The following is a 20,495-nucleotide window of genomic DNA, read 5'->3' on the forward strand; positions in this document are numbered from 1 at the left end:
CGGGCCGGTCAACGGGGCGTCACGGCCGTGCGCATCACCCTCGCCGTCCGGGCGGCGGCGAAGGCGGCGTCCACCTCGTCCAACCCGAAGCCGCCCGACACCAGCTCGGCGAACGGCCGGGTCCGGTGCCGGGCGGCGAGGAAGCCGACGGCGGTCTGGAGGTCCACCGGCCGGTAGTTGTGGACGCCGACGACCGAGTGCAGCCCGCGCACCACCCGTTCGGGGTCCAGCGCGACCGGATCGCCCGGCGACACCGACCCCGCCAGCACCGCTGTGCCGCCCACCGCGAGTGAGCGCAGGCAGGCCTGGACCGCCGACGGCTTCCCGGACAGCTCCAGCGCCACGTCCACCTCATCGGGCGCGACCGCGGCGACCTGGGCCGCGCCGAACCGCAGGGCTTGGTCCCGCCGGTCCGGGTCCGGGTCGACCGCGATCACGTGCGCGTCGGCGTGCGCGGCCATCGCCACCGCGGTGACGCCGAGCATCCCCGCACCCGTCACCAGCACCCGCAGCCCCGCGAGCGGGCCGGCGGCGGCGAGCACCGCGGCGACGGTGGCCGTGGCGCAGGAGGCGGGCGCGGCGACCGCGTCGGGCAGGTCGCCGGGCACGGCCACGACCGCGGTGCCCGGCAGCAGCACGCAGTGCGTGGCGAACCCGCCGGTCAGCGGCGCGGCCTCGTCCAGCGGCTCGTGCCCGTACTTGCGCAGCCGGCGGCACTTCTGGGTGAAGCCGCGGGCGCACCGGTCGCAGTCGCCGCACGAGGCGGTCACCGACCAGACGACCCGCATCCCGGGGACGACCGGCGTGCCGTCCACGCAGCGCACACCACCCCCGCCCACCGCCAGCACGGTGCCGACCTGTTCGTGTCCGAGCACCGAGGGGATCGGCGAGGCCCGGCGCCCGGTCACGGTGTGCAGGTCGCTGCCGCACACCGTGGCCAGGTCGACTCGCACCAGCACCTCACCCGACCCGGGTGTGCCCGGCGTGGTGGTGGCGACCGGCGTGAACGGCCGGTCCACACCGTCCCATCTGGCGTAGCGGACGGGCACGCGGTCCGGTCCGGCCGAGGTCCGCGGTGGAGTCATCTGCACGTGAGCGCCTCTCAGAAGGAGACCGTCGGAGAGTCGACGGCCCAGTACCAGTTGTTGTCACCGTTGGCGAGCCGCCACGTCACCGTCATTCGCCGAGCGCCGGCGGGAACCGCTACCGCCACGGACTCGGCCTTCGCGAGCACGTCGCCTGCGTAGGTCAGCACGGTTCGGGCAGGACCGCCGTCGAAGGCCACTGACACCGTCGCGGTCTCCGCGCCCTCCTTGCGATAGTGCGAGACGAAGCCGACGGTCGCGCGCGTGCGACCGGACACGTCGTAGGACGGGGAGACCAGGGCGCTGGTGAAGGTGTCAGTACGGGTCCGGTCGGACCACTCGTCGGAGTCGGCGACCGCGAACACGCCCCTGGCGCGCACGTTGGTCTCGCGCCACTGGCCGGCCTCGGTGCGGGTCCAGAAGTCGTCATTGGTGAACGCCCACCCGTGCCACTCGGTGACGCCGCCCGTGCCCATGCCGGTGTTGTCGATGCGCCACCCGGACGGCGCGGTGTCCGACCAGCCGGGCACACCGATCGGCTCGTGCACGGCGGGCTTGAGCGCGACGGTGTCGAACGGGTCGGTGGACGCCGTGCCCAGCGGGCGGCCGTCCAGGCCGGTGGTGGAGACGCCGAAGCGGGCGAGCACCGTGGCGGCGACGTCGACGTTCTTCGGCGCGACGGCCGGTGTGCCGGGGGTGACGCCGGGTCCGGTGTGGATGATCAGCGACGCGCGCTCACCGGGCGTGCTGCCGCCGTGCCCGCCGGTGTCGGTGTGGCCGTGGTCGGAGGTGACGATGACGGTCCACGCCTCCTGCGCGCGGGTCTGCCGGGCGGCGATCGCGTCGAGGACCTGCTTGATCCTCTTGTCCACGGCCGTGATCGCGGCTCGGTAGCACGCGCCGGCCGCGCCGCAGGAGTGCCCGGCGGCGTCGACGTCGTCGAAGTGCAGGAAACCGGCGTCGGCGTCCGCGGTGCGAACGTGCTGCGAGGCCCGGTCCGCGGTGGCCTGGTCGCCGCCGGAGGAGATCCGCAGGTCGATCTCGGAGCCGAAGATCGGCGTGCCCGCGCTCGTGGTGACCAGGGGCGCCCAGGTGGCGATGACGTAGGTCGACGTGGCGCGGTCGGCGCGCTCCAGCCGGGTGAGGAAGTCGGGGTGCTCGGTGAGGCGGTGGTTCGCGCCCCACGAGTTGCTCAGCACGCCGTGCCTGTCGGGCCACGCACCGGTGGCGATGGTCGCCCATCCCGGTCCGGACAGCGTCGGGGCCATCGGGTTGGCGTACAAGGAGGTCCTCGACGACGAGCCGGTGGCGACCAGGGAGTCCAGCGCGGGCGCGTCGGCCGCGGCGATCCGGTCGATCATCAACCCGTCGACGCCGATGACCAGTACCTTCGGGCTGATCGCCGCAGTGGCGTGGGGCAGGGGGACGGCGGTCAGCGCGGCAAGTGCGAGACCGATGGCGGCGAGGTGGCGCAGGGAACCCACGCACGTCTCCATTCGCTACGGGGAACTTGACCATATGAGCGCACGAGGTGCGCCGATCCATCGTGGGCGACAACGCTCACCAGCAGGGTTAATAGTCAGATAACTTGTCACTACAAGTGGGTTGGTCGGCTTGTGGGTCCACGAGCGCCCGGCGCACTGTTGGACCGTGGAACCCACCTTGGTGATCGTCGGCGCGGGCATCGTCGGACTCGCGCACGCCCTCGAGGGCGTGCGGCGCGGGATGCGCGTGGTCGTCCTGGACCGCGACGAACGCGCGGTCGGCGCGTCGGTGCGCAACTTCGGCCACGTCTGCGTCACCGCGCAGGACGGCCGCGCGCTCGGCTACGCGCGCGACGCCCGGCGGACGTGGCTGGACCTCGCACCCCAGGCCGGCTTCCGGCTGTGGGAGGCCGGCACCGTCGTGCTCGCCCGCGCCGAGGACGAACTCGCCGTGCTCGCCGAGTTCGCCGCCTCCCGCGGCGACGACCAGGTCACCGTGCTGGACCGGCGCGGCATCGACCTGCCGTTGCTCGCCGACGACGTGCTCGGCGCTGCCCGGTTGCCGCTGGACCTGCGCGTTGACCCGCGCGAGGCGGTGCCCGCCGTGGCCTCGTGGCTGGCCGCCCAGGGCGTGGAGTTCCACTGGCGCACGGCGGTGACCGGTGTGGAAGCGGGCCTGGTCCGCACCACCCGCGGCGCGTTCGAGGCCGGCGCCACCGTGGTGGCGGTCGGCCACGACGTGGACCGCCTGCTGCCCGACCTCGCCGACGCCGCCGGCCTGAAGCGCTGCCGCCTGCGCATGTTCGAGGTGGCTACGCCCGGCGGGCACGTCATCGCCCCGGCCGTCCTGTCCGGCACGTCGATGTTGCGCTACCCCGGCCTGTCCGGCACCGCCGCGGCCGTTGACGTCCGCGCCCGCATCGCCCGCGACCAACCGGAACTTCTCGACGCCGTGGTCAACCTGATGCTCACCCAACGCCCCGACGGCAACCTCGTCGTCGGCGACACCCACCACTACGCCGTCACCCACGACCCGTTCCTCGACGAGGACATCGACGAACTGGTGCTGCGCGAGGCGGCCCGCCTGCTCGGCGTACCCGCACTGACCGTGCGCCGCCGCTGGACCGGCGTCTACGCCTCCGCCCCCGACGAGTTCCTCATCGCCGCGCCGCACCCGACCACCAGGGTCGTCTCGGTGACCTCCGGCATCGGCATGACCACGGCCTTCGGACTCGCCCCCACCGTCCTCGACGGCCTGAACGACCGCCGTCCCGGTCACCGCGCCGGCGGCGGGGCAGGCCGATGATCGGGTGGCCGCCAGGAGTTGACGTGGTGTCGCGTCGGGCAGGTCGGCGCGAACCGGGTGAGACCGATACGCGGCAGGTCGGCCACGTTGCGGAAGGCCATGAGCATCGGTTCGTATGGGGAGAAAGATCCACAGCTGTGACGTCGGCCTGGGTGAAACGCCGCGCGAGAGCGAGGGAGCCGGTCCCGGTTCCGCTGTCCAGGTCGGCGATGCGATCGGGCGATTCACCCAGCCAGTCGATCAGCTCTGACAACCCAGTGATAAATGCTGACATCAAGGTACGGCCGGGCTCTCGCAGAAGTTCGGAGGTTCGCAGGGCAGTGGTGCAAGAAGGGGGAGCGCACGAGCGGCATGTGCTGCGGCGGGATATCCAGGTACGAGTCACGGCGATTCCGGATGCGACCTCGCGTCGTCCTCGCTGCGGCGGGTCTGCTGGGTGGCCCAGGCACTAGCGTCCTGGCTGTAGCGGATGAGGAACTGGGCGAACTGGACACGCTCCGCCGGGTCCCATGCGGCGGTGATGCGTTCGAAGGTCGCGCGCTGCTCGGAGGCGAAGCGGTGGCGCTCGGTCTCGCCGGCGTGCGTGAGTTCGAGGACGGTGCGCCGGCCATCCGCCTGGGATGCGGCTCGCCGCAGCAGCCCGTCGGTGATGCAGGCGGCAATGGTGCGGCTTACGACGGGCTGGGAGACGCCCATCTCGGCGGCAACAGCGCCCACGGTCACCTCGCCGGATGCGTCCGCGACCACGTTCAGGATGAGGTTGCGGGTCAGGTCCCCACGGCCGCCTGAGGTGCGCCGGCGCAGTCGCGACAGGGCAGGTCCGATCCGGTCGAAGAGGGCCTTGCCGGGCTCTGGGGGTGTCGGCGAGGTGCTCATGCCGCCACTCTAAAGAGTTTCGCTCACTACGCATACCCATGCCAGAAGCATATGCATAGCATGTACTATTCATTCGGCAGGGTTTCCTACTCCAGGATCGAGATGACCATGACCGTGACCGCTATCACCGGTGCCCAGGTCTTCGACGGCCGGCAGGCGCTGGGGGTGACCACCGTGCTCGTCGACGGCGGGCGGATCGCCCGCATCGGCGGCGATGCCCCGGACGACGCCGAGATCATCGATGGCAGTGGTGCCACGCTGCTGCCGGGCCTGATTGACGCCCACGTCCACACCAGCAAGGACGCGCTGGCGCTGGCGCTGCGGTTCGGTGTGACGACCGAGCTGGAGATGCAGGGCACGAACACGCGGGACATCCGGGCGCACATCAGCGAGGACGACACCGTCGCCGACGTGCGTTCCTCCGGTTTCGCCATCACCCCTCCGGGCGGGCATCCCAGCGAGCTGTTCCCCGAGGGGTTCCGTCCCGGCCCGCCCGCTGGCGCGAGGCCGGCTGGACCGCCTCCGCTCATGCCGTTCTCGACCACGCCCGAAGAAGCCGTGGCGTTCATCCCGCAGCTGATCGAGCGGGGCTCCGACTACATCAAGTTCATGGTCGACGACGGCAGCGTCGAAGGGCACCCCGGCCTGCCCATGCTTGACCAGGCCACTTTGAACGCCGGGGTGGCCGAGGCCAAGAAGCACGGCATGCTCACCGTCGCGCACGCCCTGACGGTGGACGCGACGCGCATGGCCATCGAGGCGGGCATCGACGGCCTGGTCCACCTGTTCATGGACCAGCCCCACACCAGCGAGATCATCGACCTGGTCAAGGACGCCGGGGTGTTCGTGGCCCCTTGCGTCGTCCTGAACGCCTCCATGATGGGCATCACCGGCAGCGATCTCGCCGACGACCCGCGCGTCGCCTCCCGGCTGGACGACGAGTGGGACAAGGCCCTGCGCTCCAGCTTCGGCCACTACCCTCAGGGCCGGATCGAGGATGTGCTGGCCACCGTCAAAGCTCTCAGCGACGCTGGAGTGGACCTGTTGGCCGGTACCGACGTCTCCCTCCCTCTGCCCTTCCTGGGCGGGCTCGCTCACGGCGCCAGCGTCCACCACGAACTGCGGTACCTGACCCTGGCCGGCCTCACCCCTGTCCAGGCCCTGCGCGCGGCCACCGCCACCACCGCCCGCCGCTTCGGTCTTGATGACCGTGGACGTATCGCCGAGGGTCTCCGTGCGGACCTCCTCCTCGTCGACGGCGACCCGACCATCACCATTTCCGACACCCTCAACACCCGCGCCGTCTGGCGTCGCGGGACTCGTCTGGCGATGTGATCCGGGCAGCGACGTCGCCGTATGCATGTGGTCACGCATGTGCTTGCCATCTGCAGTTGATTACTGTGGGTACGTGACGGACGAGGCACACCCGCAGCACGACTCTGACGCCGACCTGTTCGAGGCCGTAGGCCCCGCCTTCGCGCGATTGCGCAGGCGGACGCCGCAGGTGCCTGTCGATCCACCGGTCGAGCGCAAGGACATCAATCGCAACCTCGTGCTGAACGTCATCGACGAGATCGAGGGAGAGGTGAGTGTCGGCGGGGTGGCCGACGCTCTCGGGATTGATCCCTCCGTTGCCAGTCGAATGGTCTCCGACTGCATCTCCCATGGCTACGTGCTTCGAGCGCCTTCGCAGCTCGACGGCCGGAAAGCGGTGCTGCACCTAACGGAGGCCGGTCTAGCGCTCCGTGATCGGTTTCGCTCTCAGCAGCGGCAGGCCTTCGAATACATCACCCAGGACTGGCCGGTGGCCGAACGTCGCGAACTCGCCCGTTTGATCATCAAGTATCTCCTGCTGGTGGACGGAGACCCGACGAAGAACATCAGCGATTCCCTGTCCATCAAGGGAGTGTGGCGCGGGGGCGTCCGCCGCGCGGTGGCGTGACGGCACGGGCGGTGGACCGTGTCTGGTCAGGGTGACCGGTACTCACGGCGCCGGACCGGACCGGTCTTCCCTCGCGGGGCACTCGCTGATCACGGCTGCAGAACGATTTGCTCGTCATCGACGGTCCTCTGCGTCACCGCAGCCATCTCAGCCGTGCGGTCGGCTACATCAAGAGCCACCGTTCCGCCCATCTCCCGGCGACGCTCGACGCGCTGGTCGCGAACCTGACAGTCTGCCAGCGAACGCCAGTCTTCGTTCTAGGTACCAGCTGGGAGAGGCGCACCTGGTAATTGCAGCTACCTTGTGCCCCGATGCGCCGTGGGTGGGTGTCGTCTGCGTGGAGGCCTCCGCGGCTCGGCCGCTCGAAGAGGCGCTGAGGGTTTCGGCCGGATCGCCGGCGTGAGGTCGACCCGGCCGACGACGTCGGCCGGCTGCGCCTGGCTGGATGCAGATCGGCTCACAGCGGATAACTCATCCGAATCTTAACGTGAACTTCTTCGGCGCAATTGAGGTCGACATCAAGGGCGGGCTCGCGCAGCTCGGCCCGCCTGGTGTGCTGGCGTGGCTCGACCCATCCACGTCGCGGCGGCCGTTGCTCGCGCGCTGGTCCCGCGCGCACCTCGTGTGCCGCCAACGATCAATGCCTGGTTGGGACGAATGCACACAGCCCGCTGTGACGTGAGTGACGACTGTCGAGACTGGCGAATTGCTCGTCTGCTGTTGGGTGCGTCGGATTTCAGTGGGGAACGTTCCCCGGTTTTGCCCGTCTGTGGCAGCAGGAATGCCGATCGCGGACAGCCGGGCGGGCCGGGACCGCGGAGTTCTTGCGGATTCGGCGGCTCCGAAGGGCTATCCGCCGTCGGGCTGGTCGAGTGCGTCGAGTTGCCGCAGTGTGCGTTCGGCGTCGTCGTCGCGTCCTTCTTGCCGGTACAGCTCCAGCGCTTCCAGCCATACCGCGCGGGCCTGCTCGCGGTCTCCGAGCGCGGCGTGGGGGTGGCCGACGCTGTCGAGGGTGTCGGCGGCCTGGCTGGTGTTGCCGAGGGTGCGGAACAGGGTGAGGGCCTGGTGGTAGTGGTGGATGGCCTGGTGGTGGTGTCCGCTGTGGTGGTCGATGTAGCCCAGCCTGTCCAGGGTGTTCGCCTCGCTGCCGGGGTCGTGGTGGTGTCGGTGCAGGGTGAGGGCGGCCTGGCAGTGCTCGCGGGCGGTGTCGTAGTCGCCCAGGCGGGCGGCGTGCCAGCCCACCGCGTTGAGCGCGATGGCTTCCCGCACCGGTTGGTCGAGGGTGCGGAAGAGGTCCAGGGCCTGGCGGGCGTGGTCCAGGGCCTGCTGGTCGTCCCCCTGCTGCTCCCAGGCACAGGAGAGGGCGTGGTGGGTGTGGGCCTGTTGGGTGGGGTCGTGGTGGTGTTCGGCCAGGGCGAGGGCTTGGTGCAGGTGTCCGAGGGCCTGCTCGTGCCGCCCCAGTTCGGCGTGGGCGTGGCCGAGGAGCCGGTGGGCCTGGGCGCGGGTGGCGGGGTCGGGCAGGTGGTCGGCGGCGTCGGCGGCGGCCTGCCACACGGCGAGCTCGTCGCGCCGCTGGTGGAAGGTGTGCAGGGCCCAGTCCAGGAGCCGCACGGCGTGGTGGCGGTGGTGCGCGGCGGCGGTGTGTTGGGCGGCGAGCAGGTGTGGGTGGTGGGTGTCCAGCCAGGCCAGCGCGGCTGGGTGGTCGGGCAATGGCTGGGGGTGGGTGCCGGGGGCGGGCGGACCAAGCAGGGTCGGGGGGCGGTGAGGGGCCAGGAGGCGGTCGGCGGTGTGGGCGGTGTGCAGGTAGAAGCCGACCACCCGCTCCAGCGCCGCCTTTCGCATGTCGTCCGACAGGTCGCTGTGAGCGGTGTCGGTGGCGTAGCGGCGGATGAGGTCGTGCATGCGGTAGCGGCCGTCGGTGTCTTGGCTGATCAGGGATGCCTGATCCAGCGCGCGCAGCACGGCCGTGGTCCGCGCCGGGGGAAGGCCGGTGAGGCTGGCGGCGGCGGGTAGGCCGATGTCGGGTCCGGGTGCGATGGCGAGTAGCCCGAACGTTTGAGCCTGTTCCCGGGTCAGTGCACGGCGGGAGGAGGAGAGCACGGCGGGCAGGCTCGCGGTCGGGTCGGTGTCGTCGAGTGCGTCGAGTGCGCTGTCGCGCAGTTCGGCGGTGAGGGCGGCGAGGGACAGGCGCGGGTGGCTGTGGGCGCGGCCGGCGATGATGCTCAACGCCAGCGGGAATCCGCCGCACAGCCCGATCAGCTCGTCCACCGCCGCCGTCTCCGCGTCGATTCGGGCGGTGCCGAGTCGGTCGGTGAGCAGCCTGCGGGCTTCGGTGTCGGTGAGGATGTCGACGGACAGGTGGTGGGCGCCGTGTCCGGTGATCAGGCCCGATAGCCGGTTGCGGCTGGTGATCATCACGGTGCAGGTGTCGCTGCCCGGCAGCAGCGGCGCGACGTGTGCGGTGTCCACGGTGTTGTCCAGCAGCAGCAGCATCCGCTTGCCCGCGACCAGGCTGCGGAACAGCGCTGTCTGGGCGTGCGGGTCGACCGGCATACGACCGGGTTCGACGCCCAACGCGTCGAGAAATCCGCGTACCGCCACCGTCGGATCCATCGGTGTGCTGTCGGGGCTGAAGCCGCGCAGGTCCACGAACAGCTGCCCGTCGGGGAACCGGTCGGCGTGGCGGTGAGCCCAGTGCAGGGCGAGCCAGGTCTTGCCGATCCCGCCCGCGCCGGCGATCGCGGAGATGACGACCGTGGTCGCCGTGTCCGAACCGGTCCGCAGGGTGGCGTCGAGCCGGTCTAGCTCGTCGTGGCGGCCGACGAACGGTGTGGGAGCGGCAGGCAGTTGCCGGGGCACCACCACCGACCCGGCTGCCACGGTCACGGGTGCGCTAGCCGTCGGTGCGGCGGTGAGGGCGGGGTCGGCGGCGAGGATCCGCAGGTGCAGTTGCTGTGCTGCTTCGCCGGGGTCGGTGCCCAGCTCCTCCACCAACCGTTCCTGGACCTGTCGGTAGTGCTCCAGGGCGTCGGCGGCGCGACCGGCGCGGTACAGGGCGAGCATGTACTGGCCGGCCACCCGCTCGTCCAACGGATTGTCGGCGACGCGCGCGGACAACCCGGCTACCAGGTCCTCGCCATGTCCCAGCCGCAGCAGGGCGTCGGCGAGGTCGTGCTCGGCGTTCAGGCGCCGCTGGTGCAGCCGGTCGCGTTCGGTCGCCGCCCAGTCCCCGTCGACTCCGGTCAGCGCCTCCCCGCGCCACAACCCCAGTGCCTTCTCCAGCAGTGCCACGATCTGTCGGTCATCGCCAGTGCGGGCACGGGCATACAGGTCGTCGAATCGGTGGAGATCGACCACCGCCTGCCCGGCCTCCAGCGAGTACCCGCCCGACCTGCGAACCACGTGTGCCGCATCCACCGCGGCCAACACCTGACGCAGCCGGGACAGGTAGTTCACCAGCGTTGCCCGAGCCCGCAGCGGCGGGTGATCACCCCAGACCCGTTCGGCCAGGACGTTTACCGAGACCACCCGGTCGACGTCCACCGCCAACGCGGCCAGCACACACCGCTGCCGAGCCGGACCCAGCTCAATCCCGCAGCCGTCCACGAGCACGGCCACCTCCCCCAGCAGCCGGACCTCCACCTCGCCGCTACCCCCCACCCGCGACAACTCCCGCGAAGGCATGGATACCGGCGCTGACCAGTGACTGTGGGATTTTGAGGCGAGTTCACACGATCGGCCGCCCAGTCTGGTGTCCGCAAGCAATCCGGCACCTCAGGGAGCGTGATCATGAACAAGATCGTGAACAAGCGCAAACTCGGTTCGCAGTTGGCGGTGACCGTCTCAGCGCTGTGCGCGCTGCTCGGCGCGACGACGGCAACGGCTCAGGCGGAACACGGTGGCGCGGTCGCCCGAAACGCCACCTACACCGCGACGAAGACCCCGACCTTCGTGAGGGCGTCGCCCATGGACGGCGCTCCGGTGCTCCGGGAGAAGAAGAAGGGCGACGTCATGGGCGGGCGGCCCGGCTGCGTCAAGACGAGCGGCTGGTGGGTGGTGTATCTGAGCACGGGGGGAGCCGGATACGTGCACCCGAGCCAGGCCACCTGCAAGCCGTGACCAGACCCGCCGGATGACCCCAGGGCCCGGCGCCTGAACAGGCATATTCACGGCCCGCACGCGGCGAAAGCCGGGATGAGAGCCCTCACCTCATCCCGGCTTCGCGGCGTACACACGATGAACAGACGTCCCTGGCCGGATTCGGGGCGACGCGCATGATCGCGCGGTAGCCGTCGAGTTTGAGTTCGTAGGCGAAGCGCGGGTCGTCGACGAGGTGGCCGTCGTCCGCGGCGGCCTTCATCGGTTCGATGTAGGCGGGCAGGCCTGGCGGGTCGGTCTCCGGTGTGCGTGCCGTGGCGACTTCCGGTCCCGGTGGTCGACGAGGACGGGTTGTTCCGCGACGGGCTGGCTCAGGACTCGCTCATGCTGGGTTGAATGGGTGGCGGCTGCGGCATTTCAGCAGGTTACAGCGATGTGATTCCGGCGTGGACGGTATTCACGGGCTGGTGGGGCGGGAGGTGGTCGAGCCACAGCTGTCCGGTCAGGCCGCGTTCGGCGAAACCGTGGCGCCGATGCACGTGGCACCACCGGCACCGCTGTGCCCGAAGCCGTTGGTGGCGGCCGCACACCGTGCACGTTCCGTTCGGAGCGTCAGCACGCCACGCGCGGCATGCCGTACAGACCGGCGTTCTCCCGCTGTGTCAAGCAAAGCAGTCGGGACTGCTGTCCCCGGAGCTGGAGACCACGGTCAGCTCGGCGGTAGTGGCCGCCGAGATCCGCTACTGGGGCTTCGCGGGATCGGCGTGCGCGCCATTGGCCGAGAACCGCTCCGCTGATCGCTCACGGCCTGCTGGAGGTCCTGAGGTTGCGCGGCCGCGGTGACCGGTTCGGGCTGCAAGTGATGGACTCCGGTCAGCCGGTGCGAGTTGATGGCGCGATCACCCACGCAGCGGGGCAACGGCACATCGCTGGCTGGGTGTTCCTCTGCAGGAGGACGACGGCCGACGCCTGGTGGGCGAGATCGCGATCGACATCACCGATGAGCTGGCCGCCCGCCAGGCTTTGGTCGCCAGTGATCACCGCTTCGCTGCTTTCCTCAATCACGTGCCGGTTCGGGCGGCCATCTATGACGTCGAGGATCGGCTGGTGTGGATCGGACAGGAGTCAGCTCGCTTCTGGGGTTGTAGCCCGGAGGAGATGATCGATCAGCGCTGGGCTGAGGCGCCTGTCCCGATGCTGCTCGCGCTGATCGGCCCCGCGCACGAGCATCTCGTGCCGTGCGAGGGGCTCTTGCCTGACTGTGTAGGAGTGGGGTGGGGGTAGGCCTGATACACCCATCTTTTTCGGCGGAGGTTGAGGGGTCGACCCTCATGCCATCGACGTCTGCGCAGATCAAGCTTCTCCCATCGAAGGGGCCACGAGAAATGGCCCATTTCACAGGAGGCAGGAATCCCATGTTGCGCAAGGTCGTCATCGCCGCCATCGCCACCGCCGCCGTCAGCTCCGTCGCCCTGCCCGGCCTCGCCGCCGCCGACCCGATCATCGGCACGCCGCCGCCGTGCGTGAAGATCGCCGACATCACCGGCCCGGACTTCGAGGTCAAGCAGTGCGGCGTCAGCGACGTCGACCAGTACCGCGCCGGCTTCGCGGCCAACGGCGGCACCCATTGTGGTCCGTCGTCGCTCTACAACGTGCTGCACTACTGGGGGCATGAGAAGCAGGCACCGGTCGGCTGGCTCACCACCAAGGTCCGCGACCTCGACCCCAGGAACCCGGCCAACTACGGCATTGTCACCAACTCGATCGGTCGGATCGCCACGGATTCCAAGTGGAGCGTCGAGGACGGCACCTACTCGGGCAACCTGCGCACGGCGTGGAACATCGCCACCAAGCCCGCCCGGGACGCCGGGTGGTCCACGGCGACCGGTGGGATCGGCACCACTGCCGGCCCGGATTTCGCGGGTGACCTGGCCAAGAAGCTCAGCCAGGGCCCGGTGCAGATGTGGTACGGCCGCTACGTCGCCGGTCCGCAGAACAGCCTGAAGCGCGACGGCGGGCACCTCGTCACGGTGGTGTCGGCCAAGGGGTCCTTCGGCGGTGACTTCGTGCAGCTGCGGCTGGCCGACCCGGCCGAGGCGGCCGACCACGGCAAGCCGGGTTACCTCGACACGCAGTCCGCCTACGAGACGCTGGCCGTGACGTTGACGCGCCGGTCGGTCTACGAGTACCTGCCCGTGAAGGACGACGAGGCGACGCCGGCCGACGAGAGCCTGCAGCCCGGCACGTACCGCTCGGTCGAGCGCTGGGAGCTGTCCGGCACGGCGTACGCCGACCAGAACAAGCCGCTGGTCGAGGGCTTCAACTGGTTCACGATGTCCCCGCCGGTCGGCTGAGCCTTCGGTCGCGCAGGCCCCGCTCGCCGAGCGGGGCCTCTCGTTGTCTCGGTGGGGTTGGGCCGAACAGCCAAGCCCTTGTCGCGGTGCTACCTGACCGAAGTGGAGCCGGATCTCCGCTCGACCGAGCCCTACCGGCAGGCGTACGCGGTGGCGAGCCAGTTGTACCACAGGCTGATCAACCACACCGACGACGCGACCTGGAAGCAAACCGCGCCGATGCCCGCGCAGCGGTACAAGGTGGTGAGCGCCCTTTGGGGGAGTAGCCGCGCGCAAGGTGGTGGCCCGTACGGGGTGCCGGGCAGCAGGAGTTGGTGGCCTGTGGGGTGCCAAAACTCTGCAGTCACATGCTGCTGCGGTGATCAGGTTCTGTCGTCCTGGCGACATGATCGTGAGCGTGGCGCTGCGACTGCTGTACCTCATCCTTGTTCGGCTCAGTGGCTGGCTGGTTCTGCTCGGCCGGTCCTCGGCGGCCAAGGACGTCGAGTTGTTGGTGTTGCGGCATGAGGTCGCGGTGTTGCGTCGAGGTCAGCGCCGTCCTCGGCTGGACGGGCTGATCGCGGGGCCGCTGACGTGTCTTCCAGCTCCCACTCCGGCTGCTGCAACCACCAATTCGCCGCTGTGCGCGCTGAATTGGTTCCGAAAGCTCCCACACCAGGCTCGCACACGTGACCTGACCGGTGCCGGCGGCCTGAACCTGTCACTCGTCGACGTACTGCCTCCCTTCCTGCGTGTAGAGCAGTAGGAACGCCAGCGCACCGGTCACGGCCGCCACCACGCAGGCGATCTCGGTGACGGTGTCGCCGAACGACTCGACCAGCGGGCCGGAGCCGACGACGATGCCGACCGTCTGGCCGACCACGACCGCGACACCACCGAGCAGGAACACGATCAGGCACACACGGGTGGCCAGGAGCAGGATGCGGTACATCAGTGCGACACCTCGCAGGCTCAGGGCAGCCACAGCACGCCGACGGCCATCAGGACGCCGAACAGCAGTGTGGGCAGCAGGTAGTAGACGACGACCGGCACGAAGACACGAACCGGGTTGATCTCGGCGATGCCCGCCGCGACGTACAGCGGCGCGGCGCCCGGCGGTGAGCAGCCCTCCGACGACGCCCACACCAGGACGGCGGCGAAGGCCACTTGCGGCGGAATGCCGGTGGCGACCAGGGCCGCGAAGGCGACCGGTCCCACCGCGGACACTGTGGAGGTGGTGTTGAGCGGACCGGCCACCACCACGATCACCAGGCCGACGACGATCGCTGCGACCACCGGGGACACGCCGGTCAGGCCGGTCAGGTACGGGGTCAGCTGCGGGCCGAGACCCAGCGTCTTCAGCACGTTCGACGCGGCGAACGCCGACACCATTGTGACTCCGACCAGGCCGAGCTTGGGGCCGACGTGGCCGAGCAGGTCCCACCACTGTGCCCGGCCGGACGGCAGCGAGCGGCGCTCGACCACTAGACCGACCAGCAGCATCACGACGGGCAGCCACACCAGCAGCGGCACGGCCTCGTCCACGGCCACGCCGACGTACGCGGTCACCACGTCGCTCGTGGGAGGTGCGGTGAGCAGGACCGGCACGGCGATCGAGCCGAGCACCACCAACGACGTCCAGCCCGTGCGGAAGGTCGTGCGCAGCGGGCGCACGTCGGCCGGGTCCATCGCGCCCACACCGTGCCGCTTGACGATCACGTACGCCACCAGGACGCGCATCAACACCATCCAGACACCGGTGACGAACATCGTCGCGACGATGTCCGCGCCGGTCAGCACCGGCAGCACCGTGGGCGCGGCCAGCAGGAGGAAGAACGCGCCGCTGAACGGGAAGGTCGCGCCGACACCCGCGTTGCCGGACAGCACGAGCGCCGCGGTCTCACCTCGTGCGCCCGAGCGCTTCATCCACGGAATGGTGATGGAACCGATGGTGGCCACGATCGCCGCGCCGTTGTGGGCGACCGCGCCGAACAGCCCGGAGGCGACGGTGGCGGCGTAGGCGGAACCGCCTCTGCGCCGCCCCAGCACGGAGCTGAGGATGGCGACCATGCGCCCGACCAGCCCGGTCCTGGTGAGCAGTTCGCTGACGAACACGAACGCCAGCGCGGCGAAGGTGATCTCGGATTTCATGCCGTCGACCAGGCTGTCCCAGCCCACGGTCAGGGCATCACGGCCGGCGAAGGCGGCGGTGGCGAGGAAGCCCACCAGCATCGCCTCGCCGATGTTGCGTTTGAACACGGCGTTCCACAGCACGATCACGGCGATGAACGTGACGAGGGCGAAGATGGCGCTCATCTTGTGCCCCCAACGGGTGTCGATGTCATGACGGGTCTCCGGCGGCGTCGGCGGGTGTGGGGTCGGTGGTCAGTCGGTGCGCAGACCGGTGGCACGGAAGGCTTCCGCTGCCGCCGGCCTGGTGAGAAAGCCGGAGAGCGGTTTGCCCCGCCCTCCGGCGCCCGACACGACCGACAGCTCGCAGTAGTGCTGGACGGGTTCGGGCAGCGGGCCCGCGATCCGGACTTCCGGTACGAACGCCAGTTCGCTGAGCTGCTGCACGGCCAGGTCGGCGCGGCCGTCGAGCAGAGCCTCCGCGGTGAACCCCTTCTCCACCACCGTTGCCCTGGCACCGACCTGGTCCGCGATGCCCAGTTCGGTGAGTAGTCCGGCGAACCGGATGCCACTGGCCCCGGTGCGCGAGTAGGCGACCGACCTGGCCGCGACCAGAGCTGCGCACAGTTCGTCCACTGTGGACAAAGGTGGAACGGCGGCGTCCGCGGGAACGGCGATGCCGATACCGCTGAGGGCGAGGACGGCGCTCGTCGACAGGTCGATCGCGTCCCCGAACGCGGTCAGGGAGTCGGTGATCGCGATCACGACATCGGGCCGGGCGCCGTCGGCGACGTGACGCAACAGCACGCTGGTCGGGTCGTAGACGACGTCGACGGCGACCCCGAACTCGGCGGTGAAGGCCGCGAGCACCCCGCCGTCCAGAGCCTTGCGCACGGAGAGAGCGCTGAACAGGGAGAGGGGAGGACGGTCGTTCATGCTCGGTTCCTCTGGTCGATGGCGTCACGCTGGGCAGCGGTGAGCGAACGGGTCGGCAGGCCTGCGGTCAGCAGGTGCACGGCGGCGGTGTGTTCGAGTTCGGTGAGCGTGTCGAGCGCGGTGGCCAGGTCGGGACCGGCGACCACCGGGCCGTGGTTGGCCAGCAGAAGCGCGTGGTGTCCCGCTGCGGCGCGAGCCACGTGCAGGGTGATCGCGGGATCGCCGGGCGCGTGGAACGGCAGCAGCGGCAACCGGCCGACGCGCATGGCGTAGTACGCGGTCAAAGGGGGAAGTGCGTCGTCGGGGTCGAGTTCCGCCAGGCAGGACACGGCGGCGCTGTGCGGGGAGTGGGTGTGTACGACAGCCCGGTCTTGCGGCCGTTGGCGCAACACCGTTGCGTGCAGGAACGCTTCTTTGGACGGTGGCGGTCCGTCCAGGTGCCGGCCGTGGAGGTCCACGACGGACAGTTCGGCGGCGGTGACGGTCGCCAGGGCCGCACCGGTCGGTGTGACCAGGAGCCGGTCATCGACGCGGACCGAAAGGTTGCCGGTGCGGCCGTGGGTGAGCCCGGCTGCGTGCACCTCCCGCGCGACGGCGACCACCTGCGCGCGTTCCCGCCGGCTCACCGGGCCGGCTCCGTCGCGACGGCGAGCAGGTCCGGTTCGCCGAAGTTCCCGGACTTGAGCAGCAGCGCCGGGTGCGCCGGGTCGACGGGGTGGATCCACGGCACGCCGGGTGCGGCCTCGGCCCCGACCACGCCACCGCGGACGCCCAGTGCCGCCACCACCGCGCCGGACGTCTCGCCTCCCGCCGCGACCAGCCGTCGTACGCCGCGGCGCACCAGGCCTGCCGCGATCAGCCCGGTCGCCCGTTCGAGCACGCGCGCCGACCGCTGTACCCCCAGGACCTCCTGAGTGCGGTGCAGGTCCTCCGGTGGCATCGAGGAGTAGATCAGCGCCCCGTCCGCGTCCGCCGCGTCGAACCACGCCAGTGCGCGCGCGGCGAGGGCGGCGGGGTCCGGGACGGCGACCGGATCGAGCCGGTGCGCGGGACGGCCTCGGCGCAGCACCTCGGCCACCTGGTCCAGCGTGCGCGCCGAACAGCTGCCGGACAGCGCCGCGGATCGGCCGGCCGGCAGGACGTCAGGGCCGGACGCCTGGCTCGATCCCGCGGCCGCCGCGAGGCCGGACGCCAGGCCCGCCGCTCCCGCGACCAGTGGCGCACCGGCCAGCACCCGGCCCAGCACCAGCAGGTCCTCGTCGGTGGTGGCATCGGCGAGCAGGTACCGTGCCGCCGGCCGCTCCAGGACGCCGCGGACCGCGGTCGCCCCCTCGCGGACGGTGTCGTGACCGATCAGCCCGACCGGGGTGCGGGTCTGCGCCTGCAGCAGCCGCACCAGGTTCGAGTCACGCATCGGGGTCACCGGGTGCTCGCGCATCGGTGACTCGGCGAGCAGCCCGTCGCCGATGAACAGGTGGCCGCGGTACTGGGTGCGTCCGTGCCGGGGCGAGCTCGGCGTGGTCACGACCACGTCGACCGACAGCGCCGAGGACAGCGCATCGAGCACCGGCCCAATGTTGCCCTCCGCCGTGGAGTCGAAGGTAGAGCAGTACTTGACGTAGACCTGACTGACCTTGTTGTTCCGCAACCACTCCAGTGCTTCGAGTGACATCGCGACCGCCTGCTGCGGAGAGGCCATGCGGCTCTTGAGCGCCACCACCACCGCGTCGTGCGCGGGCAGAGTGGTGCCGGCGGGCGGCACACCGAAGAACAACAGCGTGCGCAGACCGCCACGGCGCAGCGCCACGGCGACGTCCGTGCCGCCAGTGACGTCGTCGGCGATTGCCCCGATCACGTTGCCGCCGCCTCGGTCAGCTCGGCCAGGCGGTGGGCCGCGCTGAGCGGACCGGCGAACACCGGCAGTCCCAACGCCTCCGCCAGAGCGGCCGTCGCGGGTGCGAGTGAGTACTGGGCGAGCAGTATCGCGTCCACCGTGGACCTCAGCGGGCCGCAGGCTGTCAGCAGCGCGTTGGTCAGTGCGTCGGAGTCGGCACCCAGCGCGTCGGGTACGTGTACACCGACGACCTCGGACGTCGACCGCCGTCGCAGCCGCGCGGTGCTGTCGTGCAGCGCGCCCTCGACCGACGCGACTACCAAGATCCGGCGCGGGTGCAGCGCCACCACGTCATCGAATGCTGCGTCGTCAGGCGCCAGCACGGGAACCGCTGCCGACGCGGTACGCGCCAGCTCGCCGTAGAGGGAGCAGGTCAGCAGCACCGCCCCCGCACCGCCGTCGACGGCCAGGGCAATCAGCCGGCGCATGCGCTCCTCCAGCGCCGGAGTGAGACCGTCGCGGGCGTCGGCGAGGAGCTTGTCGTCCAACAGGTTCCACGGCTCGGCCGCCGGGAACCGGTCAGCCAGTGCGGCCACCGCAGGGCCGATCGCGGCGGGCGTCGCGCTGATCAGCGCCACCCTCGTCACGACGTCACCCAGCCGAGGCCGGTCGGGCCGGACTGCCGGTACTCACAGCCGATCCAGCCGTCGTAGCCGGTCAGCGCGTCGAAGACGGCGGGCCACCGGATGTCGCCGGTACCGGGTTCACCGCGGCCGGGCGCGTCGGCGACCTGGACGTGGAACACCTTCGGCAAGTGCTCACGCAGTACGGTCACGACGTCGTCCTCGTCATGGTGGGCGTGGTAGGCGTCGAACAGCAGGCCCACGTGGTCCGCGCCGACCGCCTCCACCACGGCGGCGGCGTGCGCCTGATCGTCGAGCAGGAACCCCGGCGCGTCCCGCTTGTTCTGCGCCTCCAGCACGATCCGCAGCCCCGTGCCGCGGGACCGCTCAGCGGCCCAGGCGATGTTGGCGACGTAGTGGGCGAAACCGCGGTCCCGGCTGACGTGGTTGATGCCAGCGGGCACGTGCAGGAACGCCGCGCCCAGTTCGACGGCGTAGTCCAGACCCCGGTCGATACCGGCGCGAAATTCCTCGCGGCGATCCGGCAGGCATGCCGTACCCACCTCTCCCTCGCCACCGAGCGGTGAGTTCAGCAGCACCTGCGTCACGCCCGCGTCGGACAGCCTGCGCCGCAGCTCGGCGGCCGGGAACTCGTACGGCGAGGGGTACTCCACGGCGGTGAACCCGGCCTGCGCGGCGGCGTCGAATCGGCGTTCGAAGGGCAGGTCGGTGAACAGCCACTTCAGGTTCGCGGCGAGGCGGTCGACGGCGATCATCGCGCGTAGCCCGGGTTGACCAGGTGCGGCGGGGTGCGGCCGTGCAGGACGTCGAGAACTTGGCGTGTGGCGAGCAGGCTGGAGCGCGCTCGGGCCTGCGTGGTCGCGGCGCCTATGTGGGCGGTGACCAGGACGTTGTCCAGCCCGCGCAGCCTGCTCCCGGCCGGCAGCGGCTCGTCGGCCACGACGTCGAGTGCGGCGCCGCCCGGTGCGCCGTTCGCCAGCGCGTCGGCCAGTGCCTCCTCGTCGACGATCTCGCCGCGCGAAGTGTTGATCAAATACGCGCCCGGCTTCATCAGCGTCAGCGCGTGCGCGTCGATCAGGTGGCGAGTCGAGTCGTCCAGGAACAGGTGCAGGGTCACGAAGTCGGACTCGGCGAGCAGGTCCGGCAGCGAGCAGGCGCGGACTCCGGTCTCGGCGAGGAAGCCTGGATCGGGGTTCAGGTCGTGGCCGAGCACGCTCATGCCGAGCGCCACCCCGAGGCGGGCCACCTCCCTGCCGATGGACCCCAGACCGACCACGCCGAGCGTCGTGCCGGCGAGTTCGGTGCCGCTGTGCTGGTCCCACCGGCCCGCGCGGACGCCCGCCACGTTCTGGGGGATCCGCCGGGCGCAGTTGAGCAGCAACGCGAGGACGTGCTCGGCGACCGAACGGCGGTTCGCACCCGGCGTGTACGTGACCGCGATGCCGCGCCGGGTCGCGCAGTCGACGTCGATGTTGTCGTAGCCGGCCCCGCACCGGCCGAACACCTTGAGCCGGTCGGCTGCCTCGATGACCTCCGCGGTGAACGCGTCGGTGCCGGCCACGACGGCGTCCACGCCGCTGATCAGCTCGACCAGCGTCCGGTCGGTGGACCGGCGCACGGCGGCGGAGGCGAAGACGGTCTGCAGACCAGCGGCGGTCAGCATCCGGTCGACCTCCCCTCCTGGCTCCAGGTACGGGGGTGTGATGAGCACTCGCATGGACGTTTCTCCCGGTCAGAGGACTTGCTGTGTGGATAATATAGTATTGATGTCAATACTATAGTGTGCCATTGATCGAGAACCGTCCGCGAGCGGGCTATCTTGTGCTT

General features: G+C 70.5%; 20 protein-coding genes. 7 read left to right on the forward strand and 13 right to left on the reverse strand.

The window, feature by feature from the left end; all coding sequences use genetic code 11:
• Positions 1-8: 8 nt before the first annotated feature.
• Positions 9-1,085, reverse strand: coding sequence for an alcohol dehydrogenase catalytic domain-containing protein (locus IEY88_RS14400; protein WP_189155191.1), 1,077 nt, complete (start codon positions 1,083-1,085; stop codon positions 9-11).
• 17 nt (positions 1,086-1,102) lie between these two features.
• Positions 1,103-2,569, reverse strand: coding sequence for an alkaline phosphatase family protein (locus IEY88_RS14405; RefSeq protein WP_229693375.1), 1,467 nt, complete (start codon positions 2,567-2,569; stop codon positions 1,103-1,105).
• A gap of 166 nt (positions 2,570-2,735) precedes the next feature.
• Between IEY88_RS14405 and IEY88_RS14410 the strand changes: the two genes are divergently transcribed.
• Positions 2,736-3,875, forward strand: coding sequence for a TIGR03364 family FAD-dependent oxidoreductase (locus tag IEY88_RS14410; protein WP_229693376.1), 1,140 nt, complete (start codon positions 2,736-2,738; stop codon positions 3,873-3,875).
• Positions 3,876-4,256: 381 nt separating this feature from the next.
• On the opposite strand, the gene IEY88_RS14415 is transcribed toward IEY88_RS14410, so the two are convergent.
• Positions 4,257-4,751 carry a MarR family winged helix-turn-helix transcriptional regulator gene (locus IEY88_RS14415; protein ID WP_189155192.1) on the reverse strand — a complete coding sequence of 165 codons (495 nt, stop codon included), beginning with the start codon at positions 4,749-4,751 and terminating at the stop codon, positions 4,257-4,259.
• 108 nt (positions 4,752-4,859) lie between these two features.
• On the opposite strand from IEY88_RS14415, the gene IEY88_RS14420 reads away from it, so the two are divergent.
• Positions 4,860-6,086: an amidohydrolase family protein gene (locus tag IEY88_RS14420; RefSeq protein ID WP_189155193.1), complete on the forward strand. Its 1,227-nt coding sequence runs from the start codon at positions 4,860-4,862 to the stop codon at positions 6,084-6,086.
• Positions 6,087-6,159: 73 nt separating this feature from the next.
• Positions 6,160-6,693, forward strand: a complete 534-nt coding sequence (locus IEY88_RS14425; protein ID WP_229693377.1) for a MarR family winged helix-turn-helix transcriptional regulator — start codon at positions 6,160-6,162, stop codon at positions 6,691-6,693.
• Between the two features lie 849 nt (positions 6,694-7,542).
• Here IEY88_RS14425 and IEY88_RS14430 read toward each other — a convergent pair.
• On the reverse strand, positions 7,543-10,353 hold the full coding sequence (locus IEY88_RS14430) for an AfsR/SARP family transcriptional regulator (protein WP_229693378.1): 2,811 nt from the start codon (positions 10,351-10,353) through the stop codon (positions 7,543-7,545).
• A 129-nt stretch (positions 10,354-10,482) separates the two neighbouring features.
• On the opposite strand from IEY88_RS14430, the gene IEY88_RS14435 reads away from it, so the two are divergent.
• Positions 10,483-10,812 carry a hypothetical protein gene (locus IEY88_RS14435; protein ID WP_189155195.1) on the forward strand — a complete coding sequence of 110 codons (330 nt, stop codon included), beginning with the start codon at positions 10,483-10,485 and terminating at the stop codon, positions 10,810-10,812.
• 85 nt (positions 10,813-10,897) lie between these two features.
• Here IEY88_RS14435 and IEY88_RS14440 read toward each other — a convergent pair whose 3' ends face one another.
• A complete protein-coding gene (locus tag IEY88_RS14440; RefSeq protein ID WP_189155196.1) occupies positions 10,898-11,053 on the reverse strand; it encodes a hypothetical protein in 156 nt (51 codons plus the stop codon).
• A gap of 710 nt (positions 11,054-11,763) precedes the next feature.
• Between IEY88_RS14440 and IEY88_RS14445 the strand changes: the two genes are divergently transcribed.
• The 3 genes from IEY88_RS14445 (at position 11,764) to IEY88_RS14455 (ending at position 13,890) form a co-directional block, all read left to right on the forward strand.
• On the forward strand, positions 11,764-12,075 hold the full coding sequence (locus IEY88_RS14445) for a PAS domain-containing protein (protein WP_189155197.1): 312 nt from the start codon (positions 11,764-11,766) through the stop codon (positions 12,073-12,075).
• A 131-nt stretch (positions 12,076-12,206) separates the two neighbouring features.
• The gene (locus IEY88_RS14450) at positions 12,207-13,145 is read left to right on the forward strand and encodes a hypothetical protein (RefSeq protein ID WP_189155198.1); all 939 of its coding nucleotides are present in this window, start codon (positions 12,207-12,209) and stop codon (positions 13,143-13,145) included.
• Positions 13,146-13,542: 397 nt separating this feature from the next.
• Positions 13,543-13,890, forward strand: coding sequence for a hypothetical protein (locus tag IEY88_RS14455; protein ID WP_189155457.1), 348 nt, complete (start codon positions 13,543-13,545; stop codon positions 13,888-13,890).
• Here the strand turns inward: IEY88_RS14455 and IEY88_RS14460 are convergent.
• From IEY88_RS14460 to IEY88_RS14495, 8 genes are all read right to left on the reverse strand, one after another.
• Positions 13,846-14,076: a hypothetical protein gene (locus IEY88_RS14460; protein ID WP_189155199.1), complete on the reverse strand. Its 231-nt coding sequence runs from the start codon at positions 14,074-14,076 to the stop codon at positions 13,846-13,848. The genes IEY88_RS14455 and IEY88_RS14460 overlap by 45 nt on opposite strands.
• Positions 14,077-14,096: 20 nt before the next feature.
• A complete protein-coding gene (locus IEY88_RS14465) occupies positions 14,097-15,440 on the reverse strand; it encodes a TRAP transporter large permease subunit (protein WP_189155200.1) in 1,344 nt (447 codons plus the stop codon).
• Positions 15,441-15,509: 69 nt separating this feature from the next.
• Positions 15,510-16,190 (reverse strand): substrate-binding domain-containing protein, encoded by a 681-nt coding sequence (locus IEY88_RS14470; protein ID WP_189155201.1) that lies wholly within the window; start codon positions 16,188-16,190, stop codon positions 15,510-15,512.
• Complete coding sequence (locus IEY88_RS14475; protein ID WP_189155202.1) at positions 16,187-16,816, reverse strand: class II aldolase/adducin family protein; 630 nt, start codon at positions 16,814-16,816, stop codon at positions 16,187-16,189. Before IEY88_RS14475 ends, IEY88_RS14470 begins: the two co-directional genes overlap by 4 nt.
• Positions 16,813-18,045 (reverse strand): 3-oxo-tetronate kinase, encoded by a 1,233-nt coding sequence (gene otnK, locus IEY88_RS14480; protein ID WP_189155203.1) that lies wholly within the window; start codon positions 18,043-18,045, stop codon positions 16,813-16,815. The genes IEY88_RS14475 and otnK overlap by 4 nt, the downstream gene beginning before the upstream one ends.
• A complete protein-coding gene (locus IEY88_RS14485; RefSeq protein ID WP_229693379.1) occupies positions 18,042-18,671 on the reverse strand; it encodes a hypothetical protein in 630 nt (209 codons plus the stop codon). Before IEY88_RS14485 ends, otnK begins: the two co-directional genes overlap by 4 nt.
• Positions 18,668-19,423 (reverse strand): hydroxypyruvate isomerase family protein, encoded by a 756-nt coding sequence (locus tag IEY88_RS14490; RefSeq protein WP_189155204.1) that lies wholly within the window; start codon positions 19,421-19,423, stop codon positions 18,668-18,670. Before IEY88_RS14490 ends, IEY88_RS14485 begins: the two co-directional genes overlap by 4 nt.
• Entirely contained in the window at positions 19,420-20,385 is a 966-nt protein-coding gene (locus tag IEY88_RS14495) for a phosphoglycerate dehydrogenase (protein WP_189155205.1), read from the reverse strand. The genes IEY88_RS14490 and IEY88_RS14495 overlap by 4 nt, the downstream gene beginning before the upstream one ends.
• Between the last annotated feature and the right edge of the window lie 110 nt (positions 20,386-20,495).

The sequence above is a fragment of the Lentzea pudingi genome, assembly GCF_014646255.1.
GTDB classification, from domain to species: Bacteria; Actinomycetota; Actinomycetes; order Mycobacteriales; family Pseudonocardiaceae; genus Lentzea; species Lentzea pudingi.

Bases quoted from the DNA above. Each gene is read 5' to 3' on its own strand.
- IEY88_RS14400 (WP_189155191.1), bottom strand. From the start codon at position 1,085: ATGACTCCACCGCGGACCTCGGCCGGACCGGACCGCGTGCCCGTCCGC.
- IEY88_RS14495 (WP_189155205.1), bottom strand. From the start codon at position 20,385: ATGCGAGTGCTCATCACACCCCCGTACCTGGAGCCAGGAGGGGAGGTC.
- IEY88_RS14450 (WP_189155198.1), top strand. From the start codon at position 12,207: ATGTTGCGCAAGGTCGTCATCGCCGCCATCGCCACCGCCGCCGTCAGC.
- IEY88_RS14490 (WP_189155204.1), bottom strand. From the start codon at position 19,423: ATGATCGCCGTCGACCGCCTCGCCGCGAACCTGAAGTGGCTGTTCACC.
- IEY88_RS14460 (WP_189155199.1), bottom strand. From the start codon at position 14,076: ATGTACCGCATCCTGCTCCTGGCCACCCGTGTGTGCCTGATCGTGTTC.
- IEY88_RS14415 (WP_189155192.1), bottom strand. From the start codon at position 4,751: ATGAGCACCTCGCCGACACCCCCAGAGCCCGGCAAGGCCCTCTTCGAC.
- IEY88_RS14420 (WP_189155193.1), top strand. From the start codon at position 4,860: ATGACCGTGACCGCTATCACCGGTGCCCAGGTCTTCGACGGCCGGCAG.
- IEY88_RS14465 (WP_189155200.1), bottom strand. From the start codon at position 15,440: ATGAGCGCCATCTTCGCCCTCGTCACGTTCATCGCCGTGATCGTGCTG.
- IEY88_RS14470 (WP_189155201.1), bottom strand. From the start codon at position 16,190: ATGAACGACCGTCCTCCCCTCTCCCTGTTCAGCGCTCTCTCCGTGCGC.
- IEY88_RS14435 (WP_189155195.1), top strand. From the start codon at position 10,483: ATGAACAAGATCGTGAACAAGCGCAAACTCGGTTCGCAGTTGGCGGTG.
- IEY88_RS14440 (WP_189155196.1), bottom strand. From the start codon at position 11,053: ATGAAGGCCGCCGCGGACGACGGCCACCTCGTCGACGACCCGCGCTTC.